23 protein-coding genes are annotated in these 26161 nt (G+C 55.8%); 16 read left to right on the forward strand and 7 right to left on the reverse strand.

All coding sequences use genetic code 11. From position 1 onward, the window contains the following. Window positions 1-198: 198 nt before the first annotated feature. Together msrA and HZS52_RS11620 are read right to left on the reverse strand one after the other, a co-directional pair. Window positions 199-822, reverse strand: coding sequence for a peptide-methionine (S)-S-oxide reductase MsrA (gene msrA / locus HZS52_RS11615; protein ID WP_190374799.1), 624 nt, complete (start codon window positions 820-822; stop codon window positions 199-201). Between the two features lie 107 nt (window positions 823-929). Continuing rightward, window positions 930-1838: a LysR family transcriptional regulator gene (locus tag HZS52_RS11620; RefSeq protein WP_190374800.1), complete on the reverse strand. Its 909-nt coding sequence runs from the start codon at window positions 1836-1838 to the stop codon at window positions 930-932. Between the two features lie 150 nt (window positions 1839-1988). On the opposite strand from HZS52_RS11620, the gene HZS52_RS11625 reads away from it, so the two are divergent. From HZS52_RS11625 to HZS52_RS11670, 10 genes are all read left to right on the forward strand, one after another. Then, entirely contained in the window at window positions 1989-3500 is a 1512-nt protein-coding gene (locus tag HZS52_RS11625) for a CoA-acylating methylmalonate-semialdehyde dehydrogenase (RefSeq protein ID WP_190374801.1), read from the forward strand. Window positions 3501-3526: 26 nt separating this feature from the next. After that, window positions 3527-5212: a GMC family oxidoreductase gene (locus tag HZS52_RS11630; protein WP_052475598.1), complete on the forward strand. Its 1686-nt coding sequence runs from the start codon at window positions 3527-3529 to the stop codon at window positions 5210-5212. A gap of 204 nt (window positions 5213-5416) precedes the next feature. Beyond that, on the forward strand, window positions 5417-5623 hold the full coding sequence (locus HZS52_RS11635; RefSeq protein ID WP_022522448.1) for a cold-shock protein: 207 nt from the start codon (window positions 5417-5419) through the stop codon (window positions 5621-5623). A 220-nt stretch (window positions 5624-5843) separates the two neighbouring features. Beyond that, entirely contained in the window at window positions 5844-7613 is a 1770-nt protein-coding gene (locus HZS52_RS11640) for an SLC13 family permease (RefSeq protein WP_190374802.1), read from the forward strand. A 90-nt stretch (window positions 7614-7703) separates the two neighbouring features. Then, complete coding sequence (locus HZS52_RS11645; protein WP_022522451.1) at window positions 7704-8369, forward strand: alpha/beta hydrolase; 666 nt, start codon at window positions 7704-7706, stop codon at window positions 8367-8369. 40 nt (window positions 8370-8409) lie between these two features. Continuing rightward, window positions 8410-9108 (forward strand): hypothetical protein, encoded by a 699-nt coding sequence (locus HZS52_RS11650; protein ID WP_190374803.1) that lies wholly within the window; start codon window positions 8410-8412, stop codon window positions 9106-9108. Next, the gene (locus HZS52_RS11655; RefSeq protein ID WP_190374804.1) at window positions 9105-10595 is read left to right on the forward strand and encodes a complex I subunit 5 family protein; all 1491 of its coding nucleotides are present in this window, start codon (window positions 9105-9107) and stop codon (window positions 10593-10595) included. The genes HZS52_RS11650 and HZS52_RS11655 overlap by 4 nt, the downstream gene beginning before the upstream one ends. Continuing rightward, window positions 10592-12097: a complex I subunit 5 family protein gene (locus HZS52_RS11660; protein ID WP_190374805.1), complete on the forward strand. Its 1506-nt coding sequence runs from the start codon at window positions 10592-10594 to the stop codon at window positions 12095-12097. The genes HZS52_RS11655 and HZS52_RS11660 overlap by 4 nt, the downstream gene beginning before the upstream one ends. Further along, window positions 12094-13863, forward strand: coding sequence for a complex I subunit 5 family protein (locus tag HZS52_RS11665; RefSeq protein ID WP_190374806.1), 1770 nt, complete (start codon window positions 12094-12096; stop codon window positions 13861-13863). The genes HZS52_RS11660 and HZS52_RS11665 overlap by 4 nt, the downstream gene beginning before the upstream one ends. A 39-nt stretch (window positions 13864-13902) precedes the next feature. Beyond that, complete coding sequence (locus HZS52_RS11670; RefSeq protein WP_190374807.1) at window positions 13903-14886, forward strand: YihY/virulence factor BrkB family protein; 984 nt, start codon at window positions 13903-13905, stop codon at window positions 14884-14886. A gap of 74 nt (window positions 14887-14960) precedes the next feature. Here HZS52_RS11670 and HZS52_RS11675 read toward each other — a convergent pair whose 3' ends face one another. Together HZS52_RS11675 and HZS52_RS11680 are read right to left on the reverse strand one after the other, a co-directional pair. After that, window positions 14961-16370 (reverse strand): PhoH family protein, encoded by a 1410-nt coding sequence (locus HZS52_RS11675; RefSeq protein WP_022522457.1) that lies wholly within the window; start codon window positions 16368-16370, stop codon window positions 14961-14963. A 215-nt stretch (window positions 16371-16585) separates the two neighbouring features. Beyond that, window positions 16586-17455, reverse strand: a complete 870-nt coding sequence (locus HZS52_RS11680; RefSeq protein WP_009288327.1) for a LysR family transcriptional regulator — start codon at window positions 17453-17455, stop codon at window positions 16586-16588. Between the two features lie 115 nt (window positions 17456-17570). Here HZS52_RS11680 and HZS52_RS11685 point away from each other — a divergent pair, with 115 nt between their 5' ends. Together HZS52_RS11685 and HZS52_RS11690 are read left to right on the forward strand one after the other, a co-directional pair. Beyond that, on the forward strand, window positions 17571-18437 hold the full coding sequence (locus HZS52_RS11685) for a cation diffusion facilitator family transporter (RefSeq protein WP_190374808.1): 867 nt from the start codon (window positions 17571-17573) through the stop codon (window positions 18435-18437). A gap of 101 nt (window positions 18438-18538) precedes the next feature. Next, on the forward strand, window positions 18539-18811 hold the full coding sequence (locus tag HZS52_RS11690) for a hypothetical protein (protein ID WP_022522459.1): 273 nt from the start codon (window positions 18539-18541) through the stop codon (window positions 18809-18811). Between the two features lie 62 nt (window positions 18812-18873). Here HZS52_RS11690 and HZS52_RS11695 read toward each other — a convergent pair whose 3' ends face one another. Next, window positions 18874-19059: a DUF3008 family protein gene (locus tag HZS52_RS11695; protein WP_035584858.1), complete on the reverse strand. Its 186-nt coding sequence runs from the start codon at window positions 19057-19059 to the stop codon at window positions 18874-18876. A gap of 219 nt (window positions 19060-19278) precedes the next feature. On the opposite strand from HZS52_RS11695, the gene ybaK reads away from it, so the two are divergent. The 3 genes from ybaK to HZS52_RS11710 all read left to right on the forward strand — a co-directional run bounded on the left by ybaK (window position 19279) and on the right by HZS52_RS11710 (window position 22188). Next, a complete protein-coding gene (gene ybaK / locus HZS52_RS11700; RefSeq protein WP_190374809.1) occupies window positions 19279-19746 on the forward strand; it encodes a Cys-tRNA(Pro) deacylase in 468 nt (155 codons plus the stop codon). Window positions 19747-19845: 99 nt separating this feature from the next. After that, window positions 19846-21279 (forward strand): ATP-dependent RNA helicase DbpA, encoded by a 1434-nt coding sequence (dbpA, locus tag HZS52_RS11705; protein WP_190374810.1) that lies wholly within the window; start codon window positions 19846-19848, stop codon window positions 21277-21279. A 33-nt stretch (window positions 21280-21312) separates the two neighbouring features. Further along, a complete protein-coding gene (locus tag HZS52_RS11710) occupies window positions 21313-22188 on the forward strand; it encodes a PA4780 family RIO1-like protein kinase (RefSeq protein ID WP_009288324.1) in 876 nt (291 codons plus the stop codon). Between the two features lie 79 nt (window positions 22189-22267). On the opposite strand, the gene tkt is transcribed toward HZS52_RS11710, so the two are convergent. After that, entirely contained in the window at window positions 22268-24283 is a 2016-nt protein-coding gene (gene tkt, locus HZS52_RS11715; protein ID WP_190374811.1) for a transketolase, read from the reverse strand. A 39-nt stretch (window positions 24284-24322) separates the two neighbouring features. Then, on the reverse strand, window positions 24323-25270 hold the full coding sequence (tal, locus tag HZS52_RS11720) for a transaldolase (protein WP_009288670.1): 948 nt from the start codon (window positions 25268-25270) through the stop codon (window positions 24323-24325). Window positions 25271-25625: 355 nt separating this feature from the next. Here tal and HZS52_RS11725 point away from each other — a divergent pair, with 355 nt between their 5' ends. Further along, window positions 25626-26099 (forward strand): RpiB/LacA/LacB family sugar-phosphate isomerase, encoded by a 474-nt coding sequence (locus HZS52_RS11725; RefSeq protein WP_022522467.1) that lies wholly within the window; start codon window positions 25626-25628, stop codon window positions 26097-26099. Window positions 26100-26161 lie beyond the last annotated feature (62 nt).

The following is a 26161-nucleotide window of genomic DNA, read 5'->3' on the forward strand; positions in this document are numbered from 1 at the left end:
ATCTCCTATCTATAGATCAACGTGGGGTCAAAGCGCCTAGCTCCAGGGCGCCTAATCGACCGGTCTATTACTGGTGCACGGTCACTGTAGTACAAAAAGAACGACCATGCATAACATTGGCGTTACCTTTCCGGCAGTGATTAAAGCAAACAGTTCAACCCATCACATTCAATCAATGTGTTCATGGTGTACCGCTTGTTACTCAAACGAAGGTCCACCGGCTTCTTCGCCCCACACTTCTTCCAGGCGTCCGTCGCGACCACAGCTGTAGCGGTAGAACTTATAACGCACAGGGTTCTTTTGATAATAGTTCTGGTGGTACTCCTCAGCAGGCCAGAACGTGGTGGCTGGTACTATTTGGGTGGCGATCTCCCGGTCGAAGCGTGCTTCCATTTCGGCTTTGGACGCTTCGGCCAGTTCACGCTGGGCTTCGTCATGATAGAAGATCGCCGAGCGGTATTGATCGCCTACATCACAGAACTGACGGTCGACCGCAAAGGGGTCGATGTTGCGCCAGAAGATTTCTAATAGCTGCTCGTAACTGATCTGCTCGGAGTCGTATTCGATTTGCACGACTTCAGCATGGCCAGTACCGCCCTGGGAGATTTCTTCGTAGGTGGGGTTCTCTAGTTCGCCGCCGATATAGCCGGAAATGGTGGCGCTAACACCGGGCTGGTTGTCGTAAGGGGGTTCCATACACCAGAAGCAGCCGCCTGCAAACGTGGCTTCTGCACTGCTTTGGGCTTGAAGCGAAGGGCTGGCTAGGCCAGCGGCCGCCAATACGCCAAGCGTAAATGGACGAAGAGGGGACAGACGGATCATTGCAAGCACTCCAGTAGCAGGGCGAGTTACTGTTCATTATGAAGTTGATTAGTCGCTTGGTGTTCCCTTTCCTTACAGCCCCTTTGTCACAACCCTTTTTTTATGACTTAGCCTAGACGATGGGGCCATACCTCATCCAGCGTACTTAGCGCAGCGTTAACGGTCGATTCGTTGGTGCTTTCATGACGCCAGATAAAGCTTAACGCGCAGGGCAGGCGAATATTCTCTGCCACTGCCAAGCCGCTTTCCTGGCGCTCGGTCATCGCCAGGGCGTCCCGGGCCAGGCTTAAGCCAACGCCTGCGCGCACCAGGTCAAGCATGCAGGCCTCCTGGTCAACTTGGGCCACCCGGTTGGGAACTGCGCCGCTCGGTGCCAGCGCCTGTTTTAACAGCCGGTGGTGGGCGGAATCCTGTGGCGTAACAATCCAGGGCAGCGTGGCTAAGTGCTCCCAACGAGTATCAATGAGTCGATTTTCCCAGCCTGCTGGGGCAATCACGTGATAATCAAAATGGGTTAGCTCACGCCAAGCAAGCGTCTCATGGCCTTTTCCAGGGCCTTGAGCGGGCGGCGCCAGGTAAAACCCAACATCTAAGTCGCCTTGTTCAATACGATTAAGCACGCTGCCGCTCATACCATGGTGAAGTTCGGTTTCTAACTGCGGCGTACGAGCCATCAAGCGGCTCAAAAAGGCGCCTAGACGGAGAAATTCGGGGTCGACAATGGTGCCAATTGAGAGCTTGCCGCACAGCGTGCTGTGTAATGTCCCGGCGGTTTGCTCAAACGACAGGGCGCTGGCCAGGGCCTTTTCAGCGGCAGGTAGCAGTGCATGGCCGTCGGGCGTCAGAGCAAGGCCTTGAGGACGGCGACTAAACAGCGTGAGGCCTAAATTCGACTGCAGTTGCTTCAACTTTAGGCTAATGGCCGGCTGAGTCAGGTGCAGCTGTTCTGCGGCGCGTGACACGCTGCCTGTTCGTGCAACGGCCACGAAGGCGCGCAGGGTGGCGTACTCTTGCATGATTAGCCTCAAATACTCGTTGTGATATTAGAAAATCTTATAACTGGCTTTTAAATAACTCAATTGACCCGTTCGTTAGGCCCAGTAGGCTAGGCTGAAAGTAAGCTTTTTGCACACGCTTTAAACATGCGTTCTTAACTAGGTACTCCCATGACAACAACAGCGATTCAGCACTTTATTAATGGTCAGGTCACCGCTGGTGAGTCTGCTCAATCCCAGGACGTTTTTAACCCCGCCACTGGCCGTGTTACCGGTCGTGTGTCGCTCGCTTCCCCGGCGGACGTCAATGCGGCGGTAGAGGCCGCACAAGCCGCTTTCCCTGCCTGGGCCGATACCCCGCCGATCCGCCGCGCCCGGGTGATGTTCAAGTTTTTAGAGCTGTTAAACGCTCATAAAGATGAGCTAGCCGAAGCAATTACCAAAGAGCATGGCAAGGTGTTCACCGACGCCCAGGGTGAAGTGGCCCGTGGTATCGATATTGTTGAATTTGCCTGTGGTATCCCGCAGTTGTTAAAGGGTGACTACACCGAGCAGGTGAGTACCGGGATCGATAACTGGACGATGCGCCAGCCGTTAGGTGTCGTCGCTGGTATAACGCCATTTAATTTCCCGGCCATGGTGCCGATGTGGATGTTCCCCCTGGCGATTGCCGCTGGTAATACGTTTATTTTGAAACCCAGCCCTCTTGATCCCAGTGCTTCGCTGCTAATGGCCGACCTGTTGAAGCAGGCGGGCCTGCCCGACGGCGTGTTTAACGTTGTGCAGGGTGATAAAGACTCTGTGGAAGCGCTGATCGACCATCCGCATGTTAAGGCGCTGTCGTTTGTAGGCTCAACGCCAATTGCCAACCTGATCTACGAGCGCGGCGCGCTCAACGGCAAGCGCATTCAAGCCTTGGGCGGGGCCAAAAACCATATGGTAGTGATGCCGGATGCACATTTGGATAAAGCCGTCGACGCACTGATTGGCGCCGCCTATGGCTCCGCCGGCGAGCGCTGCATGGCGATTAGCGTGGCGGTGTTGGTAGGTGATGTGGCGGATAAAGTCGTGCCAGCATTGGCTGAGCGGGCTAAAGCGCTGAAAGTAAAAGATGGTATGCAGCTGGATGCGGAAATGGGCCCCATTGTGACTCGTCAAGCCCACCAGCGGATTACTGGGTATATCGAAAAAGGCGTGGCTGAAGGTGCTGAACTGGTGGTTGATGGACGCAACTTTAATGCTTCATCGGCAGGCGAGGACTGCGCCGACGGGTTCTGGATGGGCGGCACGCTTTTTGACAATGTCACTCCCGAGATGACGATCTATAAAGAAGAAATTTTTGGCCCGGTGCTGGTTTGCGTGCGGGTGCCGGATATCGCCACTGCAATCCAGTTGATTAACGACCATGAGTTTGGCAACGGCGTTAGCTGCTTTACCGAAAGCGGTACGGTGGCGCGGGAGTTTGGCCGCCGTATTCAGGTCGGCATGGTGGGTATCAATGTGCCCATTCCGGTACCTATGGCATGGCACGGCTTTGGTGGCTGGAAGCGCTCGCTGTTTGGTGACACCCACGCCTATGGGGAAGAAGGCGTGCGTTTCTACACCAAGCAGAAATCGATTATGCAGCGTTGGTCGGATTCGATTGATGCCGGGGCTGAATTTGTAATGCCCACGGCGAAGTAGCGACTAAACGTTACCGGAGCCAACCAATGTCAGAATCTACCCATAACAATATCGACCATATCAGTTACTTCGACTATATCGTGATCGGCGCAGGCACCGCGGGGTGCCTGATGGCTAATCGTTTGAGTGCCAATCCCAATAATAAGGTACTGCTGATAGAGGCGGGCGGTCGCGATAACTACCACTGGATTCATATTCCGGTGGGCTACCTCTACTGCATTAATAATCCACGTACCGACTGGCTGTTTCGCACCGAGCCCGATAAAGGCCTCAATGGCCGTTCGCTGATCTACCCACGGGGGAAAACCCTGGGCGGCTGCTCTAGCATCAACGGCATGATCTATATGCGCGGCCAAGCGCGTGACTACGACCACTGGGCGGAAGTCACCGGCGACGATGCCTGGCGCTGGGAGAACTGCCTACCCGACTTTATCAAACATGAAGACCACTACCGTCTGGACGAGGGCGGAGATGCAGACGCCCAGCACCGGGATTTTCACGGCCACGGTGGGGAGTGGAGGATCGAAAAGCAGCGCCTCAAGTGGCAGGTGCTGGATGATTTCGCCGAAGCTGCCGTGCAGGCGGGCATCCCGCGTACCGACGATTTTAACCGTGGCTCTAACGAAGGCGTGGCCTACTTTGAGGTCAATCAGCGCTCGGGCTGGCGCTGGAATACCGCCAAAGCGTTTTTGCGCCCCGCGCTTAAGCGCAAAAACCTCACACTATGGCACTCCACTCAAGTCAATCGGCTGCTGTTCGAAAAAAGTGCCAACATGCTGCGATGCACAGGGGTGGAGGTGGAGCGTGAGGGCAGCCCGCTTCGCGTCATGGCGAACAGGGAAGTAGTGCTCTGCGCAGGCGCGATTGGTACGCCGCATCTGCTGCAGCTTTCCGGTGTGGGGCCCGCAGAGTCGTTGCGTAAGCATGGCGTTGAGGTAGTGCATGAGCTGCCGGGCGTCGGCGAGAACTTGCAGGATCACCTGCAGATTCGTTCGATATATCGGATTACTAATGGCAAAACCCTCAATGCCATAGCCAGCACGCTGTGGGGTAAAGCGGGAATTGGCCTTGAGTACCTGTTTAAGCGCTCTGGGCCGATGAGCATGGCACCTTCGCAGCTGGGGGCTTTTACCCGCAGCACGAAGGATCAGCCGCACCCCAATATTGAGTACCACGTGCAGCCGCTAAGCCTGGAAGCCTTTGGTCAGCCGCTGCATCCCTACCCAGCGATTACCGCCAGCGTATGCAATTTGAACCCTACCAGCCGGGGCACCGTGCGACTTAAAAGCAGCGACCCGCGCCAGGCACCGGCGATTTCTCCCAATTACTTGAGCACCCCTGAAGATCGCAAAGTGGCGGCGGATTCTCTGCGGGTGACGAGGCGTATCGCCGAGCAGCCTGCGTTTGCCAAATACGCGCCGGAAGAGGTGAAGCCCGGCCTTGAGTACCAAAGCGACGATGAACTAGCCCGGCTGGCTGGTGATATCGGCACGACTATTTTCCACCCGGTGGGCACCGCACGTATGGGCCAGGAAGATGATGCGATGGCAGTGGTCGATGCACGGCTGAGAGTGCGCGGTATTAGCGGGCTAAGAGTGGCTGACGCCAGCGTTATGCCGACCATCACCAGTGGCAACACCAATTCTCCGACGCTGATGATTGCAGAGAAGGCCGCCGGTTGGATACTGGCTGAGAGGCGTGAGGTTTACTAGCGACAAAATCTACTAAGCAGCGTTTTATGGAGGTGTTGACGCAGGAGGGTGGTTGAGCGCAGAATAGTTACAGTTGGTTAGCAAGTCGAACGTTGTCAGCAGTATAGAAGCGCCTCTAGCGTTAAATCTGGTGAAAGTCTCTTGTTATACCCACTGCAATTCGGGTATTTCCCGGTTTAATTAGCAACATCGAGGATTTCGATCATGGCAACTGGTACCGTTAAGTGGTTCAACGACACTAAAGGTTTCGGCTTCATTTCTCCTGACGACAATGGCGACGATCTGTTCGCGCATTTCTCAGAAATTCAGGCAGAAGGCTTCAAATCCCTGCAAGACGGCCAGAAGGTTTCCTTCGACGTCACCCAGGGTAAAAAAGGCCTTCAGGCTTCTAACATCAAAGTAGAAGGTTAATTCCTTTACTAAGGTGTTAACAATCACCGCCTAGCGTTGATTGACCAGAAAACCCCGCCGAGCGCGGGGTTTTTTGTATCTGTATAATTAAGGCAATCCTTATGCTTTCCTCACACCTCATATTCCATTTTGATCTTTAAATGTTTCTAAAAATAACTTTTTAGAATATGCGATTGGCTTCACAATACCGCCATGCTTATTTGTTAAGGATGTCGTGGTTATGTCGCTGGATGCTTGGATAGCGGTCGGGGTGGTGCTCACCATCTTCCCGTTGATGGCCTTTTCACGCCTGGGGCCGGATATTATTTTGCTGGGCGCGGTGATTTTGCTAATGACGCTGGGGGTGATTGACCCACAGCAGGCGCTGGGGGGCTTCTCCAATAGCGGCCTGTTTACCGTGGCGTTTATGTATGTGCTGGTGGCCAGCATTCGCGAAACCGGCGGCATCGACCTGATCATTCGCTATGTGCTCAAACGGCCAAAAAGCGAGCGAGGCGCGTTGGTTCGCCTGCTGCTCCCCGTGGCCACGCTTAGCGGTTTTGTCAATAATACCCCCGTCGTTGCTACCTATATTCCCGCGGTCATGAGCTGGAGCCGTCGGCTGCGCTTGTCTCCCCAGCGGCTGCTGATGCCGCTCAGTTTCGCCTCTATCCTCGGCGGCACCATCACGCTCTTTGGTACCAGCACGAACTTGGTGGTGCACGGGCTATTGCTGGAGCGTTACCCAGAACTCGGTATGGGCCTGTTGGATTTGGCCTGGGTCGGTGTTCCCGTCGCCGTCGTAGGGCTTGGCTATCTTATTTTGCTCGGGCCGCGGTTGTTGCCTGCCAGGGAAGGGCTGGCCAATGCGTTTGCCAACCCACGCGAATTCACTATCGAAATGGAAGTCGACCCGTCAGGCGTGTTGGTGGATCGCACTGTCGAAGAGGCGGGACTACGCCACCTGCAGGAGTTGTTTCTGGTTGAGATTGAGCGCGCAGGCAACGTGGTTAGCGTTGTTGGTCCTGGCGAGCAGCTAAAAGGTGGCGATCGGCTGGTGTTTGCAGGTACCTCTGATGCGGCGGTGGAGTTGCAGCAAATTCGTGGCTTAATCCCTTCCCGGGATGGTACTTCCAGTTTGGAGAAAGAGTTTAAAGAGCGTCGCTTGGTCGAGGCGGTGGTCTCAAATCAGTGCCAGTTTATTGGCCAGCGTATTCGCGATGGTCACTTTAGAACCCTTTATGGGGCAGCAGTGCTGGCGATCTGCCGTGGCGGTGAACGGGTTAAGGGTAATCTTGGCCAAGTGCGGCTGCAGCCTGCCGATGTGCTGCTGCTGGAGGCGCGGCCGCCTTTTATTGAGCGGCACCGCCAGTCGCGGGATTTTTTGCTGATTAGTGAGTTGAATGGCGCGGCGCGGCCGATCCATGAGAAAGCGCCGCTAGCGTGGGGAGTGCTGTTAGGCGCCGTGCTGCTCGCCGCCTTCGGGGTGCTGAGTATGCTCAACGCTGCCATGTTGGGGGCGGCATTGGCGCTACTCACGGGCTGCTGTTCGGTGGGCGCCGCCAAGCGTGGCTTGGATACCCAGGTGTTGCTCACCATTGCCGCGTCGTTTGGGGTGGGGGCCGCGCTGCAAAGCTCTGGTGCTGCCGAGGTAATGGCCGGCGGAGTGCTCACCTTAGTGGCCGGGAACCCTTTGCTACTGTTAGTAGGCACTTACTGCGTGGTGGCGCTACTCACCGAGCTGGTGACCAACAATGCAGCGGCAGTGATTATTTTTCCGGTGGTGATGAGCGCAGCCGAAAGCTTGGGCGCGAGCCCGATGCCCTATGTGGTGGCGGTAATGTTTGCCGCCTCAGCGAGCTTTCTAACCCCCATCGGCTACCAAACCAACCTGATGGTATATGGCCCGGGTGGTTACCGGGTGAGTGATTTTCTACGGTTGGGCGGTGGATTAAATATACTGACGGGTGCCATAGCGCTCGTTTTGATTCCCCTCGTGTGGCCCTTTTGAGCGTGGCGTGACCTTTTTAAGCATGCCATGGCTCGCTGTTAACGCGGGTTTGCGCTAGGGTGGCCCTTTTTGAATAAGGAATACGATGTCATGACTGCTCCTGGCGAACTGATTATTGAGCCGAAAGATGGTCAACCCGCCGATGCCTGTGTGTTTATTATTCACGGCTTAGGCGCGGATGGGCACGATTTTGAACCCTTGGTGCCCGCGTTAGCGCTGCCTAAAGATTCCCACGTACGCTTTATCATGCCCCATGCGCCACGGCTGCCGGTGACGATTAATGGCGGTATGGTGATGCCCGCTTGGTACGATATTTTGGCCATGGATTTGGGGCGTCGGGTCGATGAGATCCAGCTCAAGAAATCTGCTGAGCGAATCCAAACACTGATTCAAGAGCAGATCGACCAGGGTATCGATAGCCAACGTATTATTGTGGCGGGCTTTTCGCAGGGTGGTGCTGTTGCCTACCACGCCGCGCTGACTTTCCCAGCGCCGCTAGGGGGCTTATTGGCCATGTCGACCTACTTCGCGACCGCGGACAATATCGACCTGGCGGAAGCCAATCGTCAAATCCCTATAGAAGTGCAGCACGGTAACTTTGACCCCATTGTGCCTGAAAGCCTGGGTCGTAGCGGAGCCGACCGCTTGAAAGAGATGGGTTACGCGGTCAACTACCGTCAATACCCCATGGCCCATGCGCTCTGCCCCCAGCAAGTGAATGATATCGGCAAGTGGCTGAGTTCTCGCCTACACTAAGCGCCTATTCGTGACCGATGCAAGGATGTAGCGAAAACGAATGACAGCCTCCTTAGATGCAATAGAATCTTTTGACGCAATAGAAGTGCTGCTGGCGCTGTTCCTCACGGCATCAGCGCTAGTATGCCTGTTTGACCGCCACCTGGTGCGCGCCTGCTACTTTTTTGTGGCTTTTACGGCCGCAATGACTGCGGCCTGGTGGCAGCTCGGTGCCCCCTGGCTGGCGGCTGTCGAGCTGGTGCTAGGGGTAGGGTTAACCGGGCCCTGCTTTTTTTATGCCCTGGGCCATGTCTTACCCGGCGCTTCCTCACCTTTAGAGCGCGATAAATTCAGCGAGCCTTGGTCGCGGGTGGCGATGCGGGTGTTGTTGGCACTGGCTTGGTTTGTCATGGTCGGCGCCGCGATTCGCTATGTCGTCGCCGATATGGCGTATGCACCGTCAGAGCATCCGCTGCTTGTTGCTGGAGTAGTGATTGCCGCTACCGCCTTAGGGGCGTTTGCGCTACACCGTCATCTGCTGCGTCGGCTGCTGGCGTTTAATCTGCTCGGCTCGGCGGTATTTATACTACTGGCTGGCGTGGCAGGCACCTCGGCGACTGCTCAGGCACTAATTAGTTTAGGGCTGCTAGTCGCTTGGCTGGGTTCAATGCTGGGTGCGCTGTTGATTCGGCAGCTTTTGCATATCGAAGGGGTCGAGGCTTTGGGGCGTGACGGTCGAACTGAAGAGGGCGCCACATGATTTGGCGCTTTGGCCTTTTCGATAGCACCTTTGAACCCCTTCTCCCTACCCACTGGGCGCTGTTAGTTGCGCTTGGCTTACCCCTGCTGCTGGGCATGCTGGCGGCACTATTCCCCCCTAAGCGGGCATGGCCCGTGGTGCTGGCGAGTGTTCCGGTGTTGGCTTCTGGGCTAATGCTGCTATCTGCTTACGATCAAGCGGGACTACTGCGCTGGCATTGGGACATAGCAGGCGTTCAGCTGTCGCTGCGCTTAAACGGGCTGAGCGCGCTGTTGCTATTAATGACTCAGATGATTGGCGTTGCGGCAGCGATCTATACGCCAGGGTATCTGCGCTTAAGCGAAACCGGGCCGTTGGCACGCTGGCTGTGGCCGCTGATGGGCGTAGTGCTGAGTGCGCTTTCGTTAATTTGGTTGGCCACTGACCTGTTGACCCTCTATGCCGGGCTGGAGCTGTTGGGCCTTGCGGCGGTCGGCATGCTGATGCTATCGGGCAAGGTAGCCGCGTTGGTGGCGGGAATGCGCTATTTGCTCTTGGCCCTGATGGGCTCGTTAACCTATTTACTCGGGGTCGCGCTGATTTTGGGCCACTGGGGGCGGTTGGATTTGCAGGGCTTGGCTGAGGTCGTCGAGCCTGGGCCGGTGGCGTGGTTTGCCGCCGCATTGATAGGCGCCGGGCTGGCCTTGAAAGCCGCGCTGTTTCCACTGCATGCCTGGCTGACTCCTGTCCACGAGAATGCCTGGACACCGGTGAGCGCGCTGCATGCGGCGCTGGTGATCAAGGCGTCGCTGTTTATATTGCTGCAGCTGTGGAGCATTCTGCTCCCCGATACGTTCTACGCCCCGCGTGTTATCGCTTGGTTAGGCCTGCTGGCGATTGTATGGGGCGGGTTACTTGCGTGGCGTACCGATTCACTTAAAACCCTGGTCGCTTCTTCTACCGTAGGTCAGCTGGGTTACCTGATGGTGGCTTTTCCGCTACTACTGGGGCCGGATATTGCCCCGCTACCCCGCGCTTTGGCTTGGGAAGGATTCTGGCTGCAGCTAATGGGCCATGCCTTTGCTAAAGCCGCCATGTTTATGGCCGCAGGCAACCTGATACTGGCCACCGGGGAGAGTACGCTCAAAGGCCTGGCCGGTACCAGCCGCCGCTTGCCGCTTTCGCTATTAGTGTTTGGTATTGCCTCCATTACTTTGATGGGGCTGCCGCCCAGCTCGGGGTTTACCGCCAAGTGGATGCTGCTACAGGCGATGGTGATATCCCAGCAGTGGTGGGCGGTGGCCGCGCTTTTAACCGGTACGCTACTCACTGCTGCCTATATATTTCGCATGTTTCGCTACTGCTTTGATGAGACGGACCCACGGCATCGTTATCAACCCTTGGCGCCGGGCATGGATCTGATCGCACTAACGCTTGCTCTGATTGCGTTCGCTCTAGGGTTATTGGCGCATTTCCCGCTGGAATTGATGCATGGAGGTAGCCCATGAACGCCGCCTGGTTACCGCTAACGGCTCTGGCCACTTCGCTATTGGTGGTGGTGATTATCTTTGCGCTGCCGGAAGACGCCCGGCGGCTGCGCACGACGATTAACCTAGCGGCGGCAGTGGTTAAGATTATTCTGGTTACTCTTATGGTCAGGCGGGTCGCCGCGGGGCATGAGGATATTTTTAGCTTTCAAGTGATCGGTGGCGTTGATTTTGTACTGCGCAGCGATGCACTGGGGGTGATGTTTGCTGGACTATCGTCACTGTTGTGGCTATGCACCACCATCTACGCCATTGGCTACTTGGAAGGTTCAGCTAACCGGAAGTGCTTTTTTGGCTTTTTTAGCCTCTGCGTTGCGAGCACGATCGGCATTGCGCTGGCTGATAACCTGTTTACCTTCCTGATTTTCTACGAAATGTTGACGCTCTCCACCTACCCCTTGGTGGTTCACAACGGTACCCAGCAAGCACTCGATGCAGGGCGTGTCTATTTGCGCTACACCTTAAGCGCTGGAGTGGTACTGCTGCTTGGCACCGTGTTGCTATATAGCTTGACCGGGGATCAGTCATTCTCCTCAGAAGAGGGGTTGGGCGACTATTTAAACGATCATCGCGGTTTGCTAACGCTAATATTTGCCCTGCTAGTGGGTGGGTTAGCGGTAAAAACGGCCATGGTACCGCTGCATGGGTGGCTACCCAGGGCGATGGTCGCCCCCGCGCCGGTGAGTGCGCTGCTACACGCGGTAGCGGTGGTGAAGGCGGGGGCTTTCGGGATTCTGCGGGTAGTTTACGACCTGTTTGGCATTGAGCTGAGCGTGGAGCTCGGCGTTATTACCGCGCTAGCGGTAGCTGCCTCATTTACGATTATTTATGGTTCATTAAGGGCCATTGCCCAAGAGGAGCTCAAGCCCCGCCTAGCGTTCTCCACCGTCAGTCAGGTCTCCTATGTCATTCTCGGTATAGGCCTGTTTGGCCCTTTCGGCACCGTCGGTGCTTTAGCGCACTTGCTGCATCAGGGCTTAATGAAGGTCACGCTATTCTTCTGTGCGGGCAACTATGCCGAAGAGCTGGGGATCCATCGTATTGATGAAATGGATGGCGCCGGTAAACGTATGCCGTTGACCAGCATCGCGTTTACTATCGGCGCGTTTGGCATGATTGGCCTTCCGCCCGTTGCGGGGTTTATTACCAAGTGGTACCTCGGCGTTGGCGCGATTCAGGCCGAGATGTACTGGGTCGTCGCCGTGCTAGTGGCGAGCAGTACCCTCAATGCCATGTACTTTTTGCCCATTGTGCACCGCTTGTGGTTCCGTTCAGGGCCCGCCCATGGCAAAGGCAGTTGGCCCAAAGAGCAGCGTCTAGGCCGTTTTGAAACTCATAGTTGGCTGCTGTTACCGATGGTGTTTACCGCCTTGGTGAGTTTGGGGGCCGGGCTGTTTGCCGGGCTCCCCTTTAGCCCCTTGGATTGGGCGACTCGGGTAGCCAACGGGGAGTATCTGCCATGATGACCATGCTGCTTGCCCTGGCGCTACTTTGGCCGCTGGTCGTCATCGGCTGGACGCTATGGAGCGCCTACCGCGCTCCCGCTGCTCATCAAAGCTATTTTTCAGCACTATGGCTAAGCGCCGCTTGGCCAGCGCTGCTGCTAGCCTATGGCGGTGAAGCGCAGTGGACGATGGATGCCTGGATGCTGGGCGGCGAATGGGCGCTTAACTCGCTAAGCCGCCCCTGGCTTGCGTTTACCGCGCTGCTCTGGGGGTTGGCAGCCATCCACGCGAGGGGCTATTTTGCGACGGAACAGGCGAAGGCCCAGGAGGGTGATCAGGATTCTCAGCGACGCCTGTTGCGCTTAGCGCTGCTTTGGCCGCTGACACTGCTGGGCAACGTACTACTGATTATTGCCCAGGATATCGCCAGTTTTTATCTAGGCTTTGCGCTGATGACCTTCGCCGCCTACGCACTGGTAGTGCATAGCGGTACCGCAGAGGCCCGGCTGGGGGCCAAGGCCTATTTGATGTTAGCCGTGGTGGGTGAAGGGCTTATTATAGGCGGCTTTCTATGGGCAGCCGGTGAAGCTGACACATTAACGTTGCAAGGCCTGCGTGAAGGCATTTTAGTCGCAGAGCAAGGCGCATGGATGGCCGCCTTGTTGTGCTTGGGCTTTGGCGTGAAAGCAGGGGTTATTGGCTTACACGTATGGCTACCGTTAGCTCACCCGGTGGCACCGGCCCCTGCCAGCGCGGTGCTTAGCGGCGCGATGATTAAAGCAGGGCTACTGGGCTGGATCAGTGTGCTGCCGTTAGGTGATGAGCAGATTTCAGCTTCCTTAGCCCAGTTTGGCAACATCATGCTAATGGCAGGGCTGGCGGCAGCGTTTGGCGCCGCGCTGTATGGCGTTTTTCAGCGCCACCCTAAAGCCGTTTTAGCCTACTCCAGTATCAGCCAGATGGGCATGATGACCGCTTTGGTGGCCATGGGGTTAGTCGCGCCAGACGTATGGTCGCTGCTGTGGCCAGGCTTGGTACTGTTTGCTGCCCACCACGCGCTGGCTAAAGGCTCACTGTTTATGGGCACCAGTATCAGTGAACATCTCCCCCGGTGGCCGCTGCCGTTGGTCTGGGGTTTGCTGGCACTGCCGGGTATCTCGCTTGCGGGTGCCATTGGGGCGGGCATGATCAGCAAGTGGGGGGTGAAGAGTCCACTCTACGAAATGCACCATGAATCGTTAATCAAACTGCTCAGCTGGGCGGCTGTTGGCACGGCGGCTCTGGTAAGCGTTGCTTTATGGCGTCAGTGGCAGCAGCGCCATAAAGGAGGCAGTAACCGAGAGCAGTGGGGCGCCTGGTTAGTTGCCATAGCGGCAGCGCTGTTCACGCCACTTTGGCTTCCCCTCCCTGCGGGCAGTATTGAGATGCCGCCGCTGAAAGAGTGGTTGGGGATTATGTGGCCATTCCCGGTGGGGGTACTTTTCGCCGGGGTGGGCTGGCTATTAACGCGCCCGCTTAAGGGTAAATCCCTCCCCGCGGGAGATCTATGGTGGCTCTATGCGGGGATTGTCGGCGCTGCATTGGTGCCGATACGTCGACTTGGGCACTGCTGCGCCGAGCTTAAAGCGACAAGCGTGGCAAGCGCACAAAAAACAGAAGAGGTGTTGATGGGCCATTTAACTCGCCTGTTGTCGACGGAGTCCTGGTTGCGTCACCATGTCAGTGGGTTGATGATGTTGCTTGCCGTACTACTTGTGGCACTAATGATGTGGGAAGGTCAGTAATGAGATGGTTGTGTGGACTGTGCTTGTCAGGAGCTTGCTATGGGTAAGCTCCCGCGCGGTCGCCGTGCGCAGGTACCCGGTGATATTCCCCAGCGGGGTTGGCAAGATATTACCTGGCGGGTAGTGCGCGCCGCTCGTCGTAACCGCATTACCATGTTGGCCGCCGGTGTGGCGTTCTACGCCTTGCTGGCACTGTTTCCCACTATCGCGGCGGTCATTTCTCTCTGGGGATTACTGTTTGACCCTTATGAAGCCGGTCAGCAGTTGTATGAAATCAGCCGCTTTATGCCGCCGGATGCTGCCAAGCTGATTGATCAGCAGGCTCAAAAGGTCGTGGAGAGTGCGGAATCGGGTAATTTCCTGGGTGCTTTAGCTGGTCTGCTGATTGCGATGTTTATCGCTTCCAAAGGGGTGGCGGTGTTGGTCATTGGCCTTAACGTGGTGTACGGAGAAACTGAAAAGCGCAGCCTGCTACACCGCAGTACGGTACTGATCGCGCTGACCTTTGGCTTGATTATTATGACGCTGATCTCGTTGGGTTTTATCGCCATCGTGCCAGTAGTCGTCAACTCTTTGGCGATTGATCCTCCATTGAACCAGATCCTTCAGTGGCTACGCTGGCCAGCGCTGTTGGTGGTAATGAGTATGCTAATTGCGCTGCTCTACCGTTACGCCCCTTATCGGCGCTCAGCTCAGTGGAGTTGGTTAAGCTATGGGACGCTGCTGGCGACGGTGATGTGGTTGTTGGGCTCCGGCGGACTTTCGCTCTATGTACGCTACTTTTCTATGTTTAGTGAGCTGTACGGTTCGTTGGGGGCGGTGGTGGCGCTCATGATCTGGTTCTGGCTTTCCGCCTTTGTGGTGCTGTTGGGTGCGGAGATCAACTGTGAGATGGAGCGCCAAACCTTCACCGACACCACCATTGGCGAGGCGCGTCCGTTAGGGGAGCGCGAGGCGTTTGCCGCGGACACCATTGGCGCCCCCCGGCCATGGAAGGACATTGAGGAGAGTAACGATACCTGAGGGTGTAGAAAAGCACCTCCCACCAGCGGTGGGAGGCAGTTGGTTTTAACAAAAGCAGATTTAAAGAAGAAAGCTTAAAGCAGTTCTTCCGCCGCCAGGGCCAAGCGCGAGCGTTCAACACTTTTCAGCGTAATATGCCCGGCATGGGGCCAATCACGGAAGCGCTCCACCACTGCGGCCATGCCGCAGGTGTTGGCGGTAAGGTAGGGGGTGTCAATCTGCCCGACATTGCCCAGGCAGACGATTTTGGTATTGCGCCCCGCCCGTGTTACTAGCGATTTAAGCTGTTTGGGGGTGAAGTTTTGCGCCTCATCAATGATTAAAAAGGTGTCGTTTAGGGTACGACCGCGCATAAAGCTCGGCGAGCGGATTTGTACCCGTGAACCAATCAACTGCCGCGTGGCGCCGTTATCCCAACTGGTTTCTCCCTCCTCGTTGCGCAGCAGGTTATCCATATTGTCGTGGAAGGCACCCATCCACGGTGACATCTTCTCCTCCTCGGTGCCGGGTAGAAAACCAATGTCTTCCCCCATGGGGATTGGCGCGCGGGTAAACACAATACGCTCAAACAGCTTGGCATCCAGGGTTTGCTGAAAGGCGGCGGCCAGGGTCATAAAAGTTTTACCCGTACCGGCATTACCCGCAATGGTAACCAGATCAATATCGGGATCCATGAGTAGATTTAATGTGAAGTTTTGCCGGCTGTCGTGGGCGTGAACGCCCCAAACGCCCGCGTGGTGGCGATAGTTCGTCAGCAATTGCAGGCGCGCCGAAGAGGGCCCCAGTTCACGAACGATTGCTTCGAACTCCGCCCCGTTTTCGCTATCCGAGACCAGCATGCCCACGTGCCAGTGGCGGGGCATAGTGCCGGTGAGTTGGTAGAAAGTGTGGTGATCGAGTCGTTCCACTGTGACATCAACATTCAACGCTTCCCACAGTGAAGCGCCATGCTGGCCAGCGGAGGCGTAGACCTGGGCGCCCTCAATCATGGCGTCGCTGTCGGAGAAGGCGCGATCGTTGAGGTAATCCTCAACGGGCACTTTCAGCGCGGCGGCTTTAACGCGGAGGTTGATATCTTTGGTAATCAGGATGACCGAGGCGTCGGGGCGTTCTTCGCGAAGGCGGCAGGTCTCCGCCAGTATGCGGTTATCGGGGCTATCGTCGAGGGCGTCAAAGAGCTTTAAATCGTTGTAGCATAAAAAGTGCAGGCGTCCTGTGTCGCCGCTGATACGGGGAATCGGAATACCGCGTTGGATCTCATCAAAGGTGACTTGGCTGGTAAGGTCGGAGAGCGTACGGCTGATTTGGCGAGCCGTGCGGGCAATTTCACGTACACCATTTTTGTGCTTATCAAGTTCCTCCAGGACGGTCATGGGGATAACGACATCGTGCTCATCGAAGTGGTAGAGCGCGGTGGGGTCATGAATCAGGACATTGGTGTCCAACACATACAGCCGAGTGGCTTTCTTATCGAGTCGTACCATCGTTGGAATCACTCCTTGGTTGACGGCAACATCGACACTGGCAGGTGCGTATTACGCCCAGATGACACTCGCCAGTGTTCCTCACGTGGCGTGTCCTGGCGGCTCCTTATTTAGCTCTTTGTAATAGCGTGGAAGGCTTTGGTGTTTTTTTCCATAAAAAGATTTCAACGATATGTCAGCAAGTCCTGAGTGTTAGCCTGGTATTCGCCCAGGGCTCAGTTCTGGGAAGCTAAGAAGTGCGCCACTTTGTTTAACAAGGCGGTGGCCACCACGCCGCGGTTATCGCTCTCCACATAGCGGTAATAGTGGCTGTCTAGCACTAGATCGTGATTTAGCGTGCAGAGCGTGCCTGCCTCTAGGGCGCCTTTAACCAGCGGGTAAGGCAGCAGCGCCCAGCCGGTCGCGTTGATGACGGCATCGCGGATCACCTCAAACATGGTTAAACCCAGATAATTACCTGAAAACAGCGCCTCGCTGATCAGCTTGTCATCCTGTACGTAGGTCAAACACACTTGGGTGTACTGGGCCAAGTCGTCGCGGTTAACGCTAGGGAGGCGACTTAAAGGGTGATGGGGCGCTGCCACTAAACGCATGCTGACGGGAGCAAGGTTGGCCGCGTTGGTATCAATGCCTTCAGCGGTATACAGACCGAAGGCAATATCCACCGTTTGGCGCTGCACAAACTGGGTGTGTTCCTGGGGTGGCACTAGGTACACTGAAATCGCGGTTAGCGGAAACTGCTGTTTTAAATCATGCATTACCTGACGCCAAAACACCTCGGGCAGGGCGTCATCACGGGCGATGCCGAGTTGGCTTTCAACGCCCTGCAAATGCTGGTGGCAGTGTTTTTTGATTCGGCTTGCGCTGGTCAGCAGGCGGTAGCAGTCAGGAAGCACGCTATCGCCCACGGCGGTGAGCGTTAGGCTATTGCCCGAACGCTCAAATAGCGCCACGCCCAGGCTATCCTCAAGCGCATTGACGGCGGCACTCAGTGTGCTCCGTTTAAGGCCGGTATGTCTTGCTGCTGCGGCAAAGGAGCCATGCTCGGTGACATCAATAAAGGCCTGTACCTGTTCTGCACGCATAGTCGCCTCGTTTAACGCCTTGAGCGCCAGTTAACTTGGCGCTGAGCGATTCGTGATTGTCATAACTCTTCTCTATTATGGCGCATAATTCGCTTAAAGTGATGGAGTTATCCGCGTGACCCCCTTTGTTGCCGAGCGCCGTGCGCTAAGATTTTCAGCCATTTCAGCCAGCCTATTTGCGTTTGCCGGGCTTACGCTAGGGCTGTCCAGCGGTTCTATAACGATTCTTTTTGACAGCGGCTACTCGCTGCTGAGCCTTGTGCTGGCATCGTTGTCTCTGTTTGCACTTCAGCAGGCGCGTAAACCTGCGGATGAACACTACCCCTTTGGGCGGCTGACGGTAGAGCCGCTTGCAGTGCTGCTCAAAGGCGTAGTGATCGCGATAGTGTGTATCGTGTCATTGGTCTCCGCGCTATGGAGCCTGCTCGATGGTGGGCGGTTGGTCACGCTGGATTTGGCGCTGATGTTTGGTGTGGTCAACGTCACGGGTTGTTTATTAACTTGGTGGTGGCTGGCGCGCTACGCCGGTGTAGCGCGCTCTTCGCTGTTGACCGCCGAGCTACGACAGTGGCAGATGGATACCTGGCTAAGTGCCGCTGTCATGTTGGGGTTTGGGCTTACCTGGGTGTTAACCCAGTCGCCATGGGCCAGCTACGCGCGCTTTGCCGACCCGGTGATGGTGCTGATCATTGCAGGCTACTTCTTGCCCACGCCGGTTCGCATGGTGAAGGGAGCACTGCGTGAGCTGATGTTTGGCGGTTCATGCAGCAGCGTGCGACGCGATGTGGTGGAGGATATAGCTGACTTTGATGTCTCTGCCGACGATGTGCGCCTGGCCCAGGTGGGCAGCTTTTTAATGGTCGATATCCAGCTCGACAAGCAGCAGTTCGACGACGCTCAAGAGATAGTGGAGAGTGTAGAGAAGCGCTGTAAACGGCTAAACCTGCGCCCTATTACCAGTCTAACCTTAGTCGCTGGCTGAGAAGGGTGAAAAAAGATTGACGTTCTGTTACAGGCAGTGCTATTTAGCGCTACCGACAATAGGTGTCGGCTTAATAGTGCTACGTTGAGGGTTGTAAAAACATGCCACTGCGCCGCTGTTTACCCGTACTGCTACTGACCGCACTGGTCGCTGGCTGTGCAAGTTCTACCATTGCGCCAAGTTATACCACCGACAATCCTGATGTTATGCGGATTGGCGGTGAGCGCCCGGCTAATCGCGATGCGAGCGTTGAAAGCGCTGGATCGTTCTGCCTGGAAACCGCCGAACGCTGGAATGAGCATGGCCGTACGCCGGATGGCCAAACGCTATGGGCAAAAGACACCCTGCGTAAAGTGGTGCCTTGCAAGCAGTAGTCGTTAGCAAAACCAAAACCGCCAGCTTCGATAAGCTGGCGGTTTTATATCAAAGAGGATAGTTAATCCTGTTTCTTTTCCGGTTTGCCTTTGCGCTTTGTACTCGCGAAATCTTCTAGCTCCTCCTCGCTCATGGAGTCATACATCTCTTTAGACGAACCATAAAGTTCACTGGGCTTGGTTTCTCCGCGCTTAGCGGATAGTGCCGCGCCCGCCGCTTTCTGTTGCGCCTTGGAGGTTGCTGGCATTGTTGAACTCCTTTCATTTAGCTTCCGTTTACCTACTGCACTATTGAGCATTGCATCTTTAAGCATAGTAGCTGGCGCTCAGCTTTCCATTTATAGCGTGCTAACATTCATGCTCAGCCACCGGTTGACTTCCATTTGCCTGTCGCGCTATTAACCTATCGGGCGAAGTGTGCCATTCAGTAAAGTCATCGTATCAACGCTATTAATGAAGAGAACGCCATGACACCGGCTATCAATAGTGCAAAACACGCAGGCATTGCCTTTCAAATCCATGAGTACGATCACGACGCCACCGCGCACTCCTATGGATTGGAGGCGGCTGAAAAACTCGGCGTCGCGGTGGAGCAGGTATTTAAAACCTTAGTGGTCAAGCTGGATGGCAAACAGCTGGCGGTAGGCATTGTGCCGGTGAATGGCCTGCTGGGGTTAAAGCAGATCGCTAAAGCCGCCGGCGCAAAGAAAGCGACCATGGCGGAACCGTCGGAAGTAGAGCGCACAACCGGTTATGTGCTGGGCGGTGTTAGCCCGCTGGGTCAGAAAAAGCGCTTGGCCACTTTTATTGATCATTCTGCCGAAAGCTTTGCCAGTATCTATGTAAGCGCCGGGCGTCGTGGACTTGAAATCGAGCTGGCCCCGGGGGATTTAGCCACGCTGAGTCAGGCTACCTTTGTGCCCCTGGCAACCTGATGTCACTGTGATGGCGGCGCAGCCCCAGGCACTTTCTGGTATGGTGCGGTAATATTTGCGTGTGTCGTTTGTCTTTTAGGCTGCGTGCGCTGTTTTCCGATGGCCATCTACCTGTGGCCCAAGCAAGGTAATATCGTGTCTGACTCCTCTTTCTCCTCGTTAGCGTTGCCAAAAGCTCTGCTGAGCAACCTTGCGTCCCTTGGCTACCACGAAATGTCGCCGGTGCAGGCAGAGAGCCTGCCGCCGATGCTGGCCGGGCGCGATGTGCTGGCGCAGGCGAAAACCGGTTCAGGCAAAACGGCGGCGTTTGGTTTGGCACTGCTGGCTAAATTGAGAGTCGAGAGCTTTGCGGTGCAAGGCCTAGTGCTGTGTCCTACCCGGGAGCTCGCTGACCAGGTGGCTGAAGAGCTGCGCCGTTTAGCCCGCGGCATGGCCAATGTAAAAATACTGACCCTCTGCGGCGGTGCACCCTTTGGCCCGCAGCTCGGCTCTTTGGAGCACGGGGCACACATTGTCGTAGGCACACCAGGGCGTATTGACGAGCACTTGCGCAAAGGCTCGCTCACTCTGGAATCCCTCGCGATGCTGGTGTTAGATGAAGCGGATCGCATGCTGGATATGGGCTTCCAGGCAACCATTGATGACATCATTGCCGAGACCCCAACTGACCGTCAAACGCTGCTGTTCAGCGCGACCTTCCCAGACGAGCAGACATCGGGCGGTCTAACCGAGATGACCCGTGGCGTCATGCGTGAACCGGTGATGGTGAAAATCGCCGAGGTGCACGACGCCACGACGATTCAACAGCACTTCTACAGTGTCGCCAATGAAGAGGCGCGATTTGACGCCCTGCGCCAACTGCTGCTGGTCTATCGGCCCGCGACCAGCGTGGTATTCTGCAACACTAAACGCGAAACCCAGGCAGTGGCTGAGCAACTGACCGATGCTGGTTTTAGCGCCGTGGCGCTCAATGGCGATTTAGAGCAGAAGGATCGTGATCGCATTCTGATTCTGTTCTCTAATCAGAGTGCGTCTATTCTGGTGGCCACGGACGTTGCCGCCCGCGGCCTTGATATTGCCCAGCTGGACGCGGTATTTAACTACCAAATTGCCCGCGAGCTTGATGTTCACGTGCACCGGGTAGGTCGCACCGGGCGTGCCGGGGCCAGTGGCATTGCCTGTACGCTGGTAACCCCTAAAGAGAGTTACCGGCTGGAGCGACTGGAAGGGTTGCTGGAGCAGGCGATTAAAACTGAGCCCTTGCCTAAACCGCAGCACTCGGTGCCGTTCGAGCCGCTAATGGCGACATTGCAGTTAGCCGGTGGCAAAAAAGACAAGCTGCGCCCCGGCGATATTCTTGGCGCACTGACCAGTGAAGGCGGCTTGCGCGGCGATCAAGTGGGTAAAATTAAAGTGCTCGCCCGCAGTGCCTATGTGGCCGTTGACCGCGATGTGATTCAGCAGGCTCAGGCCAAGCTCGAGCGTGATAAATTAAAAGGGCGGGCTTTCCGTGTTCGCCGTATCCGTTATTGAACGCGTACCAAAGAGGAGCCGACGCAGCTAACCATGAAAATCCCTAAGCGATTACAACCCCTGGTCGATGATGGAATGATCGACGAGGTGTTGGTGCAGTTAATGAGTGGCAAGGAAGCGCAGGTCTACGTGGTGCGCTGCGGTGAAGAAGTACGCTGTGCCAAGGTATTTAAGGAGGCCAAACAGCGTAGCTTTAAACAGGCCGTTCAATATCAAGAGGGGCGTAAAGAGCGCAACAGCCGCCGTTCACGGGCGATGGCCAAAAAAACCCGTTACGGCCAGAAAGAGCAGGAGCAGGCGTGGCTGAATGCCGAAGTCGACGCGCTCTACCGTCTTGCCTCGGCGGGTGTGCGGGTACCTGAGCCTCATGGCTTTGTGGACGGCGTACTGTTGATGGAGATGATCAGCGACGCCGAAGGCAACGTCGCGCCGCGCTTGGACGAAGTCACGCTTACCCCAGAGCAGGCCGAGACCTACTACGCCAAGGTTATTCAAGACGTGGTTAAGATGCTGTGCGCGGGCCTGATTCACGGCGATTTGTCGGAATTTAACGTGCTGGTCGATGCCTCTGGCCCGGTGATTATCGATCTGCCCCAGGCCGTTGACGCTGCCGGTAATAACAGCGCGGCCGCGATGCTGTATCGCGATGTGGATAACATGCGCAATTACTTCGGCCAGTTCGCGCCAGAGCTTCTGAATACCGAATATGGCAGAGAGATGTGGGCGCTGTATGAAACCGGTGAACTGCATCCGGATAGCAAGCTCACCGGCCACTTCGATGCCGATACCCATATTGCTAACGTCGATGAGTTGATGGAAGTCATCGACGATGCCAAAGAGGAAGAGGCGGAACGCCAGGCGCGTATGCGCGACGATGATGACGACGGCGAGATTCCGCAGCCTTACTGAAAAGCCTCAATAAAGCTGGCTCCTCTCGTTTGATAGCAAAGTGAGGAGCCAGGTTCGAGCTTTTGCCTGCTTTTAAGATTTAACCCAGTAGTTCATTCGCTTGCTTGACCACATTGTCGACGGTAAAGCCGAAGTGCTTGAACAGATCCCCCGCTGGTGCGGATTCACCGTAGGTGGTCATGCCGATCACGCGGCCGTCAAGACCCACATACTTGTACCAGTAGTCGGCATGGGCGGCTTCGATGGCGATACGCTTGGTGACCGCCTTAGGCAGTACGCTCTCACGGTACTCGGCGTCCTGGCCGTTAAAGCGATAGGCCGAAGGCATGGAGACCACGCGTACCGCTTTGCCTTGCTGCTCGAGCTCGGCGGCGGCGTCCATGGCCAGGCCGACTTCAGAACCAGTGGCAATCAGAATCAACTCCGGCTTTTTGGGCGTGCCTTCGCTATCTTTCAGAACCGGGTCTTTAAGAACATAAGCCCCGTTTTGAATCGCTGCCAACTGCGCCTTCGTGCGCTGCTGGTGAGGCAGGTTCTGGCGTGACAGTACGAGCGCCGTGGGGCCGGAGTGACGCTTGATGGCCGCATCCCAGGCGGCGGCGGTTTCCACCGCATCACAGGGGCGCCAGGTATTGAGGTTCGGCGTGGTACGCAGGCTGGTGAGCTGCTCAATGGGCTGGTGAGTCGGGCCATCTTCACCCAGGCCGATGGAGTCATGGGTAAACACGTAAATCACCTGCTGGCCCATCAGAGACGCCATGCGGATCGAGTTACGCATGTACTCCATAAAGATCAGGAAGGTTGCACCGTAAGGTACCAGACCGCCGTGCAGGGCGATGCCGTTCATGACCGCCCCCATGCCAAACTCACGGACACCGTAGTGCAGGTAGTTGCCGCTGGCGTCTTCCGGGGTGATCGCTTTGGCGCCTTTCCAGAAGGTCAGGTTAGACGGCGCCAGGTCGGCACTGCCGCCCAGCAGTTCCGGCATTTGCGGGCCGATCACATTGAGTGCTTCAAACGAGGCTTTGCGTGACGCAATGGTCTCGCCGCGCTCTTGGGCCTGCTCGATCAAGGCTTCGGTGGGCAGTTCCGCGGGCAACTGACGTTTCATCCGGCGGGTGAACTCCCGCGCTTCTGTGGGGAAGGCTTCCGCGTAGCGGGCAAACCGCGCGTCCCACGCCTGCTGAGCCGCTTTGCCCGCTTCACGGGCATCCCAGGCGGAGTAGATCGGCTCGGGAATATGGAAGGGCGCATGGGGCCAGTCGAGCTGAGTGCGCGCCAGAGCCACTTCGTCATCGCCTAAGGGGGCGCCGTGGGCGTCTTCCTTGCCCTGCTTGTTGGGGGCACCAAAGCCAATGATGGTCTTGCAGATAATCAGGCTCGGCTTATCGTCGTGGCTCTTGGCCAGCTCAATAGCGGCTTTAACCTCTTCAGGCTTGTGGCCATCCACATTGGGCACCACGTGCCAGCCGTAAGCTTCAAAACGCTTGGCGGTATCGTCGGTGAACCAGCCTTCCACTTCGCCATCGATAGAGATGCCGTTGTCGTCATAAAGGGCGATCAATTTACCCAACTGCTGGGTACCGGCCAGCGAGGCCGCTTCGTGGGAGATACCTTCCATTAAGCAGCCGTCACCCAGGAAACACCAGGTGTGGTGATCGACGATGGTGTGACCGGGACGGTTAAACTGCGCCGCCAGGGTTTTTTCCGCGATGGCAAAACCCACGGCGTTAGCAAAGCCCTGACCCAGCGGGCCAGTGGTGGTCTCAATGCCCGGCGCGTAGCCGAATTCCGGGTGGCCCGCGGTGGGCGAATGCAGCTGGCGGAAATTCTGCAGCTGTTCCAGGCTCAGCTCGTAGCCGCTGAGGTGGAGCAGCGAGTAAAGCAGCATGGAGCCGTGGCCATTGGAGAGCACAAAGCGGTCACGATCGGCCCACTTGGGGTCTTCGGGGTTGTGCTTGAGGTAGTCATTCCATAGCACCTCGGCGATATCAGCCATACCCATGGGGGCGCCCGGGTGGCCGGATTTGGCCTTCTGAACGGCATCCATGGACAGGGCGCGAATGGCATTGGCCAGCTCAAAACGGTTATTCATAGCAGTGATACCTTAGTTGTTATATTGAGTAGCGTGTCGTTAGGCGCGAGCAGTCAAGCGTTGAGCAATCAGCGACTCTAATGTTTGTTGGTCGCTGGCGAAGCGTCGGATCCCGTCAGCCAGCATCTCGTTGGCCATTGCATCTTGGTTATGCTGCCAACGAAAGCCAGCTTCTGATAGCGGTGTGAATGCTTTACGAGTGACGGTTTTCTGCTGGATTTTTGAGGCCACCTCTCCTTCCATGCTATCAAGCTGTTCTAGCAGTGCGGGAGAGATGGTCAGGCGATGGCAGCCCGCCAACGCTAATACTTGATCGGTGGTACGAAAACTTGCCCCCATGACGACAGTGTCATAATGACCAGCGGCAGCCCTCTCGCAAATCCCCTTTACAAATAGCACGCCAGGGTCTTCTTCTGGTGTGAACTGTTCACCTGTTGTCTTTTGATACCAATCGCTAACGCGGCCAACGAAGGGCGATATCAGGTACACCCCAGCATCAAAGCAGGCCTGTGCCTGAGCATCGCTGAACAAGAGCGTTAAGTTGCAGTTGATGCCTTCACGCTCTAATTGCTGAGCCGCACGGATCCCTTCCCAGGTAGACGCGAGCTTGATCAGCACACGGCTGCGGTTAATGCCCATTTTTTCGTAGCGCTCAATCAGTTCGTAGGCCTTGTGAATACTGGCTTGGGTATTAAAAGAGAGGTGTGCGGACACTTCTGTCGATATTCGTCCAGGTACCACATTGGCAATTTGCCCGCCAATCGCAACCGAAAGTTGGTCAACTATTCGGCTCAGGTCGCTCTCATCACTACATGATTCAGCAAGCACCTTGTCGATCAACTCTTGATAACGAGGCAGTTCGAAGGCCTTGAGAATCAATGAGGGGTTAGTGGTAGCGTCCTGCGGTTGATAGCGCTTTATGGCATCCAAGTCGCCCGTGTCGGCCACGACCAGTGAGTGTTCGCGTAATCCATCCAGAAGCGACATTGCCTACTCTCCTTAAAAATGAACATTCTGTGTTCAAATGATTGTCCATTTAGACCGATTTAGTCAAATCAGCGTGCCACTGAAATCGATTTTAAGGTCATTGAACAAAGTATAGTGCTTGGTAGATAATGCTTTATATCCATATAATTCTTTTATTATCAATATATTATTGATTGTTTCTTGGTTTTTATCCTGAATCCTCCAAAAAAATACAACTAGATCTTATGATCGGTGTGTTTACAAATGCTCGGTTAGTGATAGATTGAATAGCGTCAGTAGACGGCTGGCAACTGCGTGGTGGTTTTCATCGTTGTTAGTCGTCCGCGTTTCTATTTCCTAGAAAGGGAGAGCATGAATGTCTAGTGCGACGTCTTCTCTCAGAGTCGCCATTGGCGGTGATGAGGCCGCTTACGACTTGAAAGAGATTCTCATTGGTTATATCCGAGAGTTAGGCTACGAGGTTGAAGATTTTGGCACTTTTAATGCCCAGCCGGTGCTGTACCCCGATGTTGCCTTTGAGGTGGCTACGGCGATTAAGGAGGGGCGCTTCGATCGTGCAGTACTGGTATGCGGCACGGGAATCGGAGTGGCTATTTCTGCCAATAAGGTGCCCGGTATCCGCGCTGCGCAGGCGCACGATACTTACTCAGCAGCAAAGGCGCGCACCAGTAATAATGCACAGATTGTCACGCTGGGATCCAGAGTGATTGGGCCAGAGTTGGCTAAATCAATAGTGGCAACCTTTTTGGGCAGCAACTTTTCGGGTGGAAATTCCGAATTAAAAATAGCAAAGATTGACGAATATGAGTCTCGATTGAATACTCCGTAACCGTGGTATCGCTCATATTCGTCGACGCTGATTAATAACAACAGCATGCAAGCTGTGATCAC

The organism is Vreelandella titanicae, assembly GCF_014697095.1.
GTDB classification, from domain to species: domain Bacteria; phylum Pseudomonadota; class Gammaproteobacteria; order Pseudomonadales; family Halomonadaceae; genus Vreelandella; species Vreelandella titanicae.